The following is a 12715-nucleotide window of genomic DNA, read 5'->3' as shown; positions in this document are numbered from 1 at the left end:
AGTCTTAACCGGCTTTCTTATCCCACGGCATACGGACAGCCCCTCCGCCCGGCTCGAAATCAGTCGATAGGCTGACGGCACGCCAGGTACGATCGGCCTCCATTCGCGCAGCATCTGCCTTTTCCACCGCTGCGGCCGCATCACTGCCAAGCAGCAGGCGTAATGGTGGTACATCGAGTGAAGCAATGTGCAGCACCACGGCAGCGGCCTTATCCGGATCGCCGGGTTGGCGACCGTTGTAGTTGCGCTGGTACTCCGCCATGGCGCCGACCGTTTCGGCATATTCCGGGCGGCCTCCATAAATCGCCGTCGACGAACCGGCAAAATCCGTGCGGAAGCCGCCTGGTTCGATGACCGTCACCTTGATACCAAGCGGCCCAACCTCTTTGGACAGCACTTCGGAAAAGCCTTCGACGCCCCATTTCGCCGCGGCATAGGGCGCACGACCCACAGGCCCGATCCTTCCGCCGACGGAAGAGAATTGGATGATATGCCCTGCCCCCTGCCCGCGCATGATCGGGATCGCCGCCTTGGTCATGATAACGGTGCCGAAGAGATTGGTCTCGATCTGTGCACGGAAATCCGCAAGACTCGTATCCTCGATCGGCGCGACGTTGCCGTAGCCGGCATTGTTGACAAGCACATCGAGCCTGCCAAATGTTTCGACTGCCGTCTTCACCGCCGCGCTCGCGGCAGCCTCATCGGTCACGTCAAGCGGCAGCGCCAGAACGCGCGAACCAAATGCCTTGACAAGACCCGCAAGCTGCCCGGGATCGCGTGCCGTTGCCACCAGTCTGTCGCCAGCTTCGAGCACCGCAGTGGCCAGCGCCCGGCCGAGGCCGCGCGAACTTCCCGTAATCAACCAAACCTTCGACATGGAAACCTCCTTTTTCGGTTTCCGGTTCATCTAGGATCTGTTGTTTCAGATGGAAAGAAGGTACCTTAGAGATCTATACACACCTGAAAGTAACTACGATGAAAGATGATATCTTCGACTTCTGCTCCAATATGAGCGATGAGCAGGATGCCAGGGCACGCCAACTGCTGGAGCGCGCCGCGGCAAAATGGCCGCTGCGCGTCCTTCACGTGCTGTCGGAAGCCGATGGTCCCCTGCGGTTTTCAAGGGTGCTGGAACGGGTCGAGGATATCAGCCAGAAGGTGCTGACACAGACGCTGCGCACGCTCGAAAGCGACGGTCTCGTCATCCGTACGCTCTATCCGCAGGTACCGCCACGCGTCGAATATGCGCTGACCCCGCTTGGCCGCGAGCTCTTGACCCAGGTCGTCTCGCTCTGGCGCTGGATCGTCATCCATCTGAATGAATTCGACGCCAAACCGGCGAGCGAGCGCTAGGCCGGAATCCTCACCGTCGCCCTTAATCCGCCAAGCGGACTGTCGCTGAGCGTGATGTTTCCGCCATGGCTGCGCGCAATGTCTCTGACGATCGCAAGCCCGAGGCCAGTCCCGGACGCATCGAGATTGCGTGCGGTGTCCAGGCGGAAGAATGGCTTGAACACGTCTTCCCGATACTTCTCAGGGATGCCTGGGCCATCGTCGTCGAAGATAATGGTCAGCCACTTTGCCCCGTGCTTCGCCTCGATGTTCAGCGTGCCTGCATAGCGCCTTGCATTGGAGGCGAGATTTGTCACAAGCCGCGTGAAGGCATTCGGCCGCACCGAGATATCGTCCTCGCCGTCGATGGAATAGGTCAGCACCTTGCCGTGCAGTTCGAAATCGGCTTCGAGCTTCTCGAAAATCTCGCTGAGCTTCAGCTCGCCGACATCCTCCTCGACCTCGCCCTTGGCGAAAGCCATATAGGCTTCAAGCATCGTCTGCATGTCATTGACGTCTTCATTCAGACCGGCGAGATCGGGATTGTCGCCGGCAAGCGCCAGCTGCAGCTTGAAGCGCGTCAGGATAGTCCTGAGGTCATGGCTGACGCCTGAGAGCATCGCCGTTCGCTGCTCGATCTGCCGCTCGATGCGCTCGCGCATGAGGATGAAGGCAAGGCCAGCGCGACGAACTTCATCGGCGCCGCGCGGATAGAAATTGTCGGCCTTCTGCCCCTTGCCGAAACTCTCGGCTGCCCGCGCCAGATTGAGGATCGGCCGGATCTGGCCGCGCAGGAAGAGGATCGAGATTGCGATCAGCACCAGCGACGCGCCGACCATCCAGAGAATGAAGATATGCGTGTTCGACGCATAGGCCTGGCTGCGTTTTGTGATGACGCGCAGGATGCGGTTGTCGAGCTTGATGCGGATCTCGATGAGGTTGGAATTGCCGACCGTATCAATCCAGAACGGCCGGCGGATTTCATCAGTGATTTCGTCGCTCAGAATGCTATCGAGGATCGAGAAGAACGGCTTGTCTCGCGGCGGTGGCAAATCTCCATCCGGCTCGATCGAAATCTGCAGGTTGAGCTGATCGCGAGCAATGCGGATGATTTCGCTATAGTCCGCATCTTGCGGATAGGTATTGATGACCTCGATGATGGCGGCAATATCGCGGGTAACGCCAAGCGACAGCCGCTCGGTCACCATCTGCCAGTGACGCTCCATGAACACGGCAGCGACGACCGATTGCAGAAGCACCATCGGAATGATGATGATGAGGAGCGAACGCGTATAGAGGCCTGTCGGCAGCCGCCGCCGCAGCCAGCGGATGAACCAGCGCCAGCCCGGTGCCGGAGAGCGGTCTTCCCGCCGCAAGCTGTCGAATGTCACCATTTGCGCCGGTCCCGAACCTGTCCTTTCAGTCGATGCTCAGCCTGTATCCGATACCGCGCACGGTCTGCAGCCAGACCGGATTGGCAGGATCGTCTTCGATCTTGCGGCGCAGGCGGTTGATCTGAACGTCGATGGTGCGTTCACCGACTTCCGCGTCGTCTCCGATCAACTCGTGCCGGGGGATCGTATCGCCGGCCCGCCGGGCAAACAGGAGCATGATCTCCTGTTCGCGGTCCGTCAGACGGATCACTTCGGCCGCCTTCTTCAACTCCTTGCGGGTGAGCGAGAACGTGTAGGGGCCGAACATGATCTGCTCGATCTTCGGCGTATCACCGCCGCTGTTGCGGCGCAGGATGTTGTTGACGCGCAGGACCAGTTCACGCGGGTCGAAAGGCTTGGAAAGGTAATCGTCGGCACCCGCCTCGAGACCGGCGATGCGGTTGCCGGATTCGGCAAGCGCCGTCAGCATGATGATCGGCACGTTCTTCACGGCTCTGAGCCCGCGCGTGACGTCGATTCCGGATTCGCCTGGCATCATCACGTCCATGATGATGAGGTCAAAATCGAGCCCCGCGAGTTTGCGCTGCGCTTCGGCTCCATCGGAAGCGACGGTCACGCGAAAACCATTTTCCGTCAGGTAGCGGTTCAGGAGTGCGCGAATACGGGTGTCGTCATCGACAACGAGAAGGTGCGCCGCGTCATCGGAAATGCCTGTTTTCACCGCCATTTAATTCGCCTTCTGTCTGTTTCTCATGCCTCTGAGAAACGCCTTTACGCCCTCCCGCGCCTCCGGGGAAGCTCCTTCGAATGCCCGTTCAATACGGCGTGATTGCGGCTCGGCAAGCGCAAGCGCCAGCTCCCTGCCCGATTTGGTAGGATAGAGCTTGCGCTGACGGCGATCCTCCGGGCCTGCCACTTGCCGAATATAGCCTGAATCGATCAGTTGTTTCAGTACTCTTGCAAGGCTTTGCTTGGTGATCTTCAGCGTCTCGAGCAGATCCGCGACGGTCATGCCTGGATTGCGGTTGACGAAGTGCACGACGCGGTGATGCGCCCGCCCGAAACCGCTCTTTTCGAGAATGGCATCGGGGTCTGAAACGAAATCGCGATAAGCGAAGAAGAACAGCTCGATAATCTCGAAATCAATAGTGCCGACATCCTCCATCGGAGCGGTCAGCGGCTCAAGTTTGCCTGCTTTCGAGCTGGTCTGTCGTGGCACTCTGTTTCCTTTCTCTCGGCGCGCTGTCAGCGAAACCTAAGCAAAAATATGTCAGCTTGCTGACGTACTTTTTGCCAAGAACTTTCCGAATCTTGCGGAAGGCTGAAAGGACTGTTCCATCTGGAAACTAAAACCGGACCGGCAAATCTCCAGCGCAACGCGCAATTTCCCCTTGCGCCAGTGGATAGAACGTAATGAGGGCAACAATCAACAGACATGGCGCAAGCGCGCAGGAGAGGCAATGCCCAGCGATGCTCGCGGCCAGACGGCGGAGGCGATCGGCGCCGGTATCTTCTCTATCAAGGATGGCGTTATTCACACGCTCACGCGGGGATCGCTTCCTGAACGGCATCACCCGCAGACGGAAATCGAACCGGCCAAACGACGCAGTATCGAAGTCGCTCAACAAGCGCCCGGAAGAGCTGAAGAGCTTTTCCGAATGCCTTTTGAGCGGTTCGTCCGGGCAAATCACCTAGTTTCCGAAACCGGGCTTAATCGCTGCACAATGCGACAGCTTTTGACGCCAATGAACGACTACATGAGAGAACCGATCCGGCCGCTGCAATCGCCGCCGAATAAGACCTCAACCAGTCATGGCGCCGACCAGACGCTTGTGTCTGCCGCTCCGTTTCTTCGCCCAGCGCGCCTGAACCTTCAGCGTGCCTTGGCCATGACCAGGCCAGCAAGCGTCGAAAGAATGCCGCCACCGATCAGTCCGCCGATGCCGTCGGCAATCAGCCCAGTCATTGCGGCTTCACCGCCGACCATGCTGAGCAGCATACCGCCACCGATACCACCGATAGCACCCGCGATTGTGCGGGCAACGACGTTGATCGCCTGCTGCTTGAGCGCAGCGCTTGCGACATTGCCGCCAACAGCACCCGCAATCAATTGTGTGATGAGCGGAAGTAGCGCTTCCATAATTCCCTCCTCTGGCGATCTCCCCGATCACCGACTCATGCCATCGCCGGATGGCACATTTGGATATTAGCATATTTCAGAGGAGAAATAGAGAATTCTGGCAACCCACGCGGGAGCTTATGAAGACTGCCTCGGGCGAGCGTCGCTGCTCGTTCGGCGATCTGCCGCCACCGATAGGCAGCAGATACCAGGCATGAGATCGAACCGATGGAGACGCCGAGCGGCTGGCGTAGTTCTCAATAAGCCCAAGGCGGCCGCATGGCCGCCTCTCTACTGAGCTCATTGATAGACATAGACGATGCGGCGCGTGCCCGGGTCGACCAGCACCGGCCGATTGTTGATGCGGACATAGCGATACTGATAATCCGGAATCGTCTGGAAGGTCACATCCGCAGGAACTTCGGCACCGACGACCACATCGCCACCAAGCCGCACGGTTTGTGTCGGGGTCGTGTCGATATAGGTGAGCACTTCGTCCGGCGGCGTAATGGCCTCGACCGAGCCAACCGGGCCGATCAGTTCGTCGCCCGGCGCCGGCATTGGCTGTACCGGCACGACGCTGCCAGTCGTCTCATAGGTCACGACAGGCACGCCGAGTTCGGCGCGATGCTGCTCGACGATGACGGGCGAGCCGCCCTGATCGACCTGCAGATACTGGGCATAGACCCAGCCGCGCACGCCGCTCACGTCGACACGGCACCAGCGGCTGCCTTCGATGCAGCCATCAAGCACGGCAGTCGAGCCTCGCATGGCGACGCCGACGGAAGGATATTGCGGACCAGGGCCTGAGCGGATGTTCAGGTCGCTGATGGATGTCGCTACCATGTCCGCCTGGGCAAAGCCGGCGCTTACGGCCAGAAAGGCGCCTGCCAGCAGAAGGTTTCTCTTCAGGGTCATTGTAATATCTCCCTTGTTGCCATGGGCTGACAACGCGTGGGTTGCCAGGATGTTCCTCTCCGCACGGTCGAGCCGAAAACGGCATCGGGAAACCTTGGATAAGCCATTGAAAAAGCATCGCAAACGCGCCTGATAGCGTGGCGACCTGCCGCTTGAATGATCAATAAATTCCTGTTGCAGCCTGTCTTTTCCGCGTGAGCCTGCCGAAAATTCCGGCTGCCTTCGACTGCATTTGCGCCTATAGAGATAGGACATTGAAGACGCGAAGTGAGGCATTCATGGGCATGCTCCAGGCCGGAATCATTCCGGTGACACCCTTCCAGCAGAACTGCACCATTCTCTTCGATCCGGACACGAAGGAAGGCGTAGTCGTCGATCCCGGTGGCGATGTCTCTGTCATTGCAGGCGTGATCGAGGAGCACGGCCTCGAGATCAAGGAAATCTGGCTTACCCACGGCCATCTCGATCATGCCGGCGGCGCCAAGGAACTCAAGGAGAAGCTCGGAGTCGATATCGTTGGCCCGCATGAGGACGATCTGCCGCTCCTGCAGCGCATCGAAACCCAGGCCGAGAAATATGGCGTACAGGGCCTGCAGAACGTCACACCCGACCGCTGGCTGAAGGATGGCGACACGGTCTCGTTTGGTGCCCACAAATTCGAGGTCTACCACACACCAGGCCATGCGCCGGGCCACGTGATCTACTTCAACCGCGCGCAGAAATTCGCCCATCTCGGCGACGTGCTCTTCAATGGCTCGATCGGCCGGACCGACCTGCCCGGCGGAAACCATCGTCAACTTCTCGATTCCATCCGAGACAAGGTACTGCCGCTCGGCGACGACGTCGGCTTCATCTGCGGTCACGGGCCCGGCAGTCGCATCGGCGACGAACGCCGTGAAAATCCCTTCTTGCGAGAGACCTGAGCATGAAACACATGGCTTGGCTGAACGCACCGCCCTTCTTCGAGGAACGCGACGGCGCCCTTCACGTCCGCTCCGGCGAAAAGACCGATTTCTGGCAGGGCACCTATTACGGCTTCCACCGCGACGATGGCCACTTTCTGCATGAAAGCCGCAAGGGCGATTTCACCGCCGAAGTCACCTTCTCCGCCAATTACGAAGCGCTCTATGATCAAGCCGGCTTGATGATCCGCGTTGATGAAAAGCACTGGATGAAGTGTGGCATCGAATATACCGATGGGGCCAGACATTTCAGCACCGTGGTTACCAACGGCAATTCCGACTGGTCGGCCTTTCGCATCGGCCATGATTTCGATGCGATTTCGGTGCGCGCCACACGCAACGGCGACGCCCTGTTCATCCAGTACAGCACGGATACGATGGACGAATGGCGCATGGCCCGCCTCGCCTGGTTCGATCCGGCTTTCGAGGAGGTACTGGTCGGCCCCGTCTTCTGTTCGCCGCAACGCGCCGGTTTCGAAGCCGTCTTCCACGATTTTACATTGAGTGATCCGCTGTCGCGCGATATCCACTGAGACCCATCCGGGTTGGCCGACCCGGATAGGTCTGGCTGGCCTACATCAGCTTCTGTCCATTCGGAACCGGCCGCTCGACCGCCGCAAGCACGATGTCGCCCTTCTCGTCCGCAAAACCGAGTGTCAGCACTTCCGATCGAAACGGCCCGATCTGACGCGGCGGAAAGTTGACGACGGCCATCACCTGCCGTCCGACAAGCCGCTCCGGCGAATAATGCACCGTGATCTGCGCCGAGGATTTCTTGACGCCAATCTCTGATCCGAAATCGATCAAGAGCTTGATCGCCGGCTTGCGGGCTTCCGGAAACGGGCTGGCCTCGATGACGGTGCCGATACGAATATCGACGCGCTCGAAATCGGCAAAGGTAATCTCTTCGGCCATGATTGGCGTTCTCAGCTGGCGAGTTCTTCGGCACGCTTGCGGGCAGCCGCGAGCGCTCTGTCGAACAACGGCTGCATGCCCTCTTCGGCCATCAGAACGGAAAGTGCTGCCGCGGTCGTCCCGCCAGGAGAGGTCACGTTCTGGCGCAGGCGAGCCGCGTCATCGGGGGACTGGTGCAGCAACTCACCAGCCCCCGCGACAGTTTCCCGCGCAAGACGCATGGCAAGGTCCGCCTGCAGGCCAAGTTTACGGCCTGCTTCTGCCATACACTCGACGAGATAGAACACATAGGCAGGCCCGCTGCCCGAGAGCGCCGTGACGGAATCGATATCGGATTCTGCAGGTACCCATTCGACCGGGCCAGAGACACGAAGAAGGGCATTGACGCCGTCGCGTTGCGCAACGCTGACGCGCGTATTGGCATAGGCACCAGTTACACCACGTCCGATCATCGCAGGCGTGTTCGGCATAGCACGCACCATGGCCGCCTCGCCGAGATGTTTTTCGAGAAAGGCAAGCGTCTTGCCGGCAGCGACCGAAACAACCACCGTCTGCGATCCGACGACGCTCTTGATGGTGGGAAGCACGGCGTCCATCACCTGCGGCTTCACCGCAAGGAACAGAACACCGGCCTTGAGATCGGCAGGAGCCGCTGTGACATGCGTGGCACCGGCATCGGCGATAGTCGACATCATCGCTGACGACGGACCGGGATCGACCACCACCACTGCAGAACCCGGAACTCCGCTCTTCAGCCATCCGGAAAGCATGGCACCGCCCATATTGCCGGCACCGATGAGAACGACCGGATTGGCCGCCGAAAAAATGGTCGCAGGCATGTTATGCCTCACCGACGGTTTCAAAAAGGACCGCCTCCATCGCCTTGTTGGCTTCCATGCCGGACCATACGACGAATTGGAAAGCTTGATAATAGGCTTCGCAGGTATCGAGCGCACTGGACAGCAGCACTTCGACCTGGCGATTGGTCGGCTCGGCCCCGCCGGCAAGCAGCAGCGACTGACGGAAGATGACAACATCTTCCTGACGCCACAGGTCGAAGTGCCCCATCAGCACCTGCCCGTTGATCGCCGAGAGCAGCTTCACCACTTCGTTGACCCTGACTTCAGGAACCTTGATGTCGAAGGCGCAGCCGAGATGCAGCGCTTCAAATTCCTCCATCCAGGAAAAAGAGACATGATAGTCGGCCCAGCGGCCTTCTACAGTCATTGCAATTTCGTCTTCGCCGGAGCGCTCGAATGACCAGTCATTATTTGAGGCCACGTACTCGATCATGTCGACCGGGTTTGACTGGCGTTCGACTTCCAATTCCATAAGGCTCATGCAGCACCTTCTTGACCGGAATGAATGCGGCCCAACTTCGTGAAAAAACACAAAACAAGACACACGCAATACCGGAAACCACCACTCGGGATGATCGCTGAACCGCTGCCAGACTAACGCAGTGAACCTGCCCGGAGCTTACCATTCGCTTCGAATCATCATTTAAAATCAGTGTATAATGCCCCTGGCGGCCTGCCAGCCCCCCGAGCGGAAATTTGGCCGGGCCGGTTGTGGAAAGCACTTAGGGAATCAGATTCAACGGGGGAGGTAAAAGACTCTGCTCATTGGATTTTTTGGCAGTGTCCACAGGTGGAAAAGCATACCTGATTTTTTTATCGAAGATGCGGCATGTAGCACATGGGCCACGCCGCACCTTATACAGCAACTTATCTTTGCTGATATCACTTGCCCTTTGCGGCAAGCTTCGCTTCGAGCGCAGCAATACGGGCAGCGAGCACCTCGTTTTCGTCGCGGGCCTTGATAGCCATTTCGCGCACGGCTTCGAATTCCTCACGCTTGACGACATCCATGCTGTTCAGCCAGCGCTCGGCTTGCGCGTTGAACGCCGTCTCGATCTCCTTGCGCACGCCCTGCGCTGCACCGGCGGCATCGGTCATCAGCTTGGCGAATTCATCCATGATGCGGTTCGTTCCGGTCGTCATGGCGTATTTCTCCCTTCGCACGACGTGATTGTCAGGCCTTGCGGCCGCTGAAATGGAGGTAGGGCTTCGCCGTTAAGGATGCAAGCGCTTTGCGCGGGATAAGCCCTTACGCTAGGCCCCGTGACGAACAATGCACTTGACCGTCAGACATCGCGGAGCCATGTTCCGCGCATCTCAACGGGTGGGAAAACCTTGCCGATAGCCGCTGATCTTCTTGCTATAATGCCTTTCCCTAATATCGACCCGATCGCTTTTTCGATCGGCCCGCTGGCGATTCACTGGTATGGTCTGGCCTATGTCGCCGGCATCCTGCTCGGCTGGGCCTATGCCCGCCGCCTTGCCGCAAACGATGCGCTTTGGCCGAACGATAGCTCGCCCATTACAAGGACCCAGCTCGACGACTTCATCGTCTGGGCAGCCCTCGGCATCGTGCTGGGCGGTCGCATCGGCTACATTCTCTTCTATGATCTCGGCGCCATCGTCGAAAATCCGATCCGCGCCGTGCAGATCTGGAATGGCGGCATGTCCTTCCATGGCGGCCTGACCGGGACCACGATCGCCATGATCCTCTTTGCCCGCCGCAACCATATCCCGATCTGGAGCCTGTTCGACATCGTCGCAACAGTCGTACCCTGCGGCTTGTTCTTCGGCCGTATTGCCAACTTCATCAACGGCGAGCTCTGGGGCCGGCTGACGGACATGCCCTGGGCAGTCGTCTTCCCGACTGGCGGCCCCTTTGCCCGCCATCCGAGCCAGCTTTACGAAGCCGGTCTGGAAGGCATCGTCTTGCTGCTCGTTCTTGCTGCCCTCGTCTTTGGCGCCAAGGCTCTGAAGAGCCCGGGCCTCATCACTGGCGTCTTCGTCTGCGGCTATGCGCTGTCGCGCATCCTTGTGGAATTCTTCCGGGAGCCGGATGCGCAGCTCGGCTATCTGCTCGGCACAAGTTGGCTGACGATGGGCATGGTTCTGTCCTTCCCCATGATCCTGCTCGGCCTCTGGGCGATCTTCCGCGCCCGCCGTCAGGCTGCTGCTTTGCAGCAGCACTGAAGACACCGGGACTGCCGCCATGACCACCGCATTAGGCGAAAAGATCAAGACGATCATCCAGGCAAACGGACCGATCAGTGTCACCGACTATTTCTCGCTGTGCCTTGCTGATCCCGAATACGGCTATTACCGCACCCGCGAGCCCTTCGGCCGTTCGGGCGATTTCGTGACCGCGCCCGAGGTCAGCCAGCTCTTCGGCGAAATGATTGGCGTCTTCGTGGTCCACGCATGGCAGCGTCACGACATGGCCGCTGGCGTTCGCCTCGTCGAAATCGGCCCCGGCCGCGGCACGATGATGTCGGATATGTTGCGGGTGATTGCGCGCATCGCCCCGCCGCTCTTCGACAATATGACGATCCATCTGGTCGAAACGAGTGAACGCCTGCGCGATATCCAGGGCCAGACGCTCGAGCCGTATGACGGCAAGGTCAGCTGGCATTCCGGCTTCGACGAGGTACCGCCCGGCTTCACGCTGATCGTCGCCAACGAGCTCTTCGACGCGATCCCGATCCGACAGTTCATACGCACTCCGACCGGCTTTCGCGAGCGCATGGTCGGCCTCGATGCCGATGGCGAACTGATGTTTGCGGCTGGTGTCGCCGGCATAGATCCGGCGCTACTGCCTGAGCCCGCGCAGAACGTCCCTGTCGGCACACTGTTCGAGATCTCGCCCGCGCGCCAGGCAGTCATGAGTGCCATCTGCGAAAGGCTGCGGGCCTTCAGCGGCACCGCGCTCGTAATCGACTACGGACACCTCGTCACCGGTTTTGGCGACACGCTGCAAGCCGTGCGCATGCACGAATTCGATCCGCCGCTCGCCCATCCCGGCGAAGCGGACCTGACGAGCCATGTCGATTTCCAGCAGCTTGCGGAAACGGCGGCTTCTGCCGAGATCCACATCAACGGCGCGCTCCATCAAGGTGATTTCCTGACCGGCCTTGGCATTCTGGAACGCGCAGCCGCTCTTGGCCGCGACCGGGAACCGCATACGCAGCAGATCATCCAGAGCGCCGTCGATCGGTTGGCCGGCGCGGGAGAAGGTCGCATGGGCGAACTCTTCAAGGTGCTCGCCGTCTCTTATCCGGCGATCGACCTGATGCCGTTCCGTCCGGTGGATTGACAGGCGGCCCGACGCTCGCCAACATCCGCCGCAAAATGGCATGCTTCGCCGGACGAGATTCGGCGACGATGACGTCGATCCCCTCCAAAAAGACCCGGAATATCGCATGACAGATTCGGCCTCTCCAGCACCGATCGAAAGCGCGCTGCTGAACGAAGTGGCCGGCGGCGTGATCCGCCACGGCTATTTCACCCGCGCTGGCGGAGTATCCGAAGGCATCTATCGCGGCCTCAATGTCGGCCTCGGCTCAAATGACGAGCGTGAAAATGTACAGGAAAACCGCAGGCGCGTCGCCGCCTGGTTCGACCTGCCGGTCGACCGGCTGGCGACAGTCCATCAGGTCCACTCCCCCGACGTCGTCACCGTCGGGCCCGATTACGACGGTTCCAGGCCTCAGGCGGACGCGATGGTTACGACAACGCCTGGCATCGTATTGGGTGTGCTGGCCGCCGATTGCGGTCCGATCCTCTTTGCCGATCCGGAAAACCGCGTGATCGGCGCCGCCCATGCCGGTTGGAAAGGCGCCCTGACCGGTGTACTTGAAAACACTATCGGTGCGATGGAGGCGCTTGGCGCCAGCAAGGATAATATCGTCGCCTGCCTCGGCCCCTCGATCAGCCAGGCAAGTTATGAAGTCGGCCCTGAATTCATCGAGCGCTTTCTTGCCTACGATCCGGCCTATGAACGTTATTTCATCCCCTCCCGGACATCTGGCCATGCCATGTTTGATCTGCCGGGACTGACCGTCGAGCGACTGAAAAACGCAGGCGTGCGCGCCGAAAGCCTCGGCCTTTGCACCTATCCAGACAGCGAGCGCTTTTTTTCCTATCGCCGGACCACACATAAAAAAGAACCGGACTACGGCCGGCAGATTTCGGCGATCAGCATCAGGGAGATGTAACCGG

General features: G+C 59.6%; 16 protein-coding genes. 6 read left to right on the top strand and 10 right to left on the bottom strand.

What is annotated here, in order from left to right; translation table 11 throughout:
* Positions 1–4: 4 nt before the first annotated feature.
* Positions 5–877, bottom strand: a complete 873-nt coding sequence (locus FHX08_RS02175; RefSeq protein ID WP_132653671.1) for an oxidoreductase — start codon at positions 875–877, stop codon at positions 5–7.
* 98 nt (positions 878–975) lie between these two features.
* Between FHX08_RS02175 and FHX08_RS02170 the strand changes: the two genes are divergently transcribed.
* Complete coding sequence (locus FHX08_RS02170) at positions 976–1353, top strand: winged helix-turn-helix transcriptional regulator (protein WP_245508264.1); 378 nt, start codon at positions 976–978, stop codon at positions 1351–1353.
* Here FHX08_RS02170 and FHX08_RS02165 read toward each other — a convergent pair.
* From FHX08_RS02165 to FHX08_RS02145, 5 genes are all read right to left on the bottom strand, one after another.
* Positions 1350–2726: an ATP-binding protein gene (locus FHX08_RS02165; protein WP_132653669.1), complete on the bottom strand. Its 1377-nt coding sequence runs from the start codon at positions 2724–2726 to the stop codon at positions 1350–1352. The genes FHX08_RS02170 and FHX08_RS02165 overlap by 4 nt on opposite strands.
* A 25-nt stretch (positions 2727–2751) precedes the next feature.
* Positions 2752–3453 carry a response regulator gene (locus FHX08_RS02160; protein WP_113428340.1) on the bottom strand — a complete coding sequence of 234 codons (702 nt, stop codon included), beginning with the start codon at positions 3451–3453 and terminating at the stop codon, positions 2752–2754.
* A complete protein-coding gene (locus FHX08_RS02155; RefSeq protein ID WP_132653668.1) occupies positions 3454–3945 on the bottom strand; it encodes a MarR family winged helix-turn-helix transcriptional regulator in 492 nt (163 codons plus the stop codon).
* A gap of 654 nt (positions 3946–4599) precedes the next feature.
* Positions 4600–4866 carry a hypothetical protein gene (locus FHX08_RS02150; protein WP_132653667.1) on the bottom strand — a complete coding sequence of 89 codons (267 nt, stop codon included), beginning with the start codon at positions 4864–4866 and terminating at the stop codon, positions 4600–4602.
* Positions 4867–5145: 279 nt separating this feature from the next.
* On the bottom strand, positions 5146–5763 hold the full coding sequence (locus tag FHX08_RS02145) for a DUF1236 domain-containing protein (protein ID WP_132653666.1): 618 nt from the start codon (positions 5761–5763) through the stop codon (positions 5146–5148).
* Between the two features lie 278 nt (positions 5764–6041).
* Between FHX08_RS02145 and FHX08_RS02140 the strand changes: the two genes are divergently transcribed.
* Entirely contained in the window at positions 6042–6686 is a 645-nt protein-coding gene (locus FHX08_RS02140; RefSeq protein ID WP_132653665.1) for an MBL fold metallo-hydrolase, read from the top strand.
* A 2-nt stretch (positions 6687–6688) separates the two neighbouring features.
* Positions 6689–7258 (top strand): DUF1349 domain-containing protein, encoded by a 570-nt coding sequence (locus FHX08_RS02135; RefSeq protein ID WP_132653664.1) that lies wholly within the window; start codon positions 6689–6691, stop codon positions 7256–7258.
* 40 nt (positions 7259–7298) lie between these two features.
* Here FHX08_RS02135 and FHX08_RS02130 read toward each other — a convergent pair whose 3' ends face one another.
* The 4 genes from FHX08_RS02130 to FHX08_RS02115 all read right to left on the bottom strand — a co-directional run bounded on the left by FHX08_RS02130 (position 7299) and on the right by FHX08_RS02115 (position 9643).
* Positions 7299–7640, bottom strand: a complete 342-nt coding sequence (locus FHX08_RS02130; RefSeq protein WP_132653663.1) for a tRNA-binding protein — start codon at positions 7638–7640, stop codon at positions 7299–7301.
* An 11-nt stretch (positions 7641–7651) separates the two neighbouring features.
* Positions 7652–8479, bottom strand: a complete 828-nt coding sequence (proC, locus tag FHX08_RS02125; protein ID WP_132653662.1) for a pyrroline-5-carboxylate reductase — start codon at positions 8477–8479, stop codon at positions 7652–7654.
* Position 8480: 1 nt separating this feature from the next.
* Entirely contained in the window at positions 8481–8981 is a 501-nt protein-coding gene (locus FHX08_RS02120; protein WP_132653661.1) for a YbjN domain-containing protein, read from the bottom strand.
* A 401-nt stretch (positions 8982–9382) separates the two neighbouring features.
* Positions 9383–9643: an accessory factor UbiK family protein gene (locus FHX08_RS02115; RefSeq protein ID WP_132653660.1), complete on the bottom strand. Its 261-nt coding sequence runs from the start codon at positions 9641–9643 to the stop codon at positions 9383–9385.
* Positions 9644–9835: 192 nt separating this feature from the next.
* Between FHX08_RS02115 and lgt the strand changes: the two genes are divergently transcribed.
* The 3 genes from lgt (at position 9836) to pgeF (ending at position 12711) form a co-directional block, all read left to right on the top strand.
* Positions 9836–10690 carry a prolipoprotein diacylglyceryl transferase gene (gene lgt / locus FHX08_RS02110; RefSeq protein WP_132653659.1) on the top strand — a complete coding sequence of 285 codons (855 nt, stop codon included), beginning with the start codon at positions 9836–9838 and terminating at the stop codon, positions 10688–10690.
* A gap of 19 nt (positions 10691–10709) precedes the next feature.
* Positions 10710–11810 (top strand): class I SAM-dependent methyltransferase, encoded by a 1101-nt coding sequence (locus tag FHX08_RS02105; protein ID WP_132653658.1) that lies wholly within the window; start codon positions 10710–10712, stop codon positions 11808–11810.
* A gap of 106 nt (positions 11811–11916) precedes the next feature.
* Positions 11917–12711: a peptidoglycan editing factor PgeF gene (gene pgeF / locus FHX08_RS02100; RefSeq protein ID WP_132653657.1), complete on the top strand. Its 795-nt coding sequence runs from the start codon at positions 11917–11919 to the stop codon at positions 12709–12711.
* The last annotated feature ends 4 nt before the right edge of the window (positions 12712–12715 follow it).

Source organism: Rhizobium sp. BK529, from assembly GCF_014194105.1.
Classification (GTDB): Bacteria; Pseudomonadota; Alphaproteobacteria; order Rhizobiales; family Rhizobiaceae; genus Rhizobium.
This window is presented reverse-complemented; position numbering and strand designations above follow the sequence as displayed.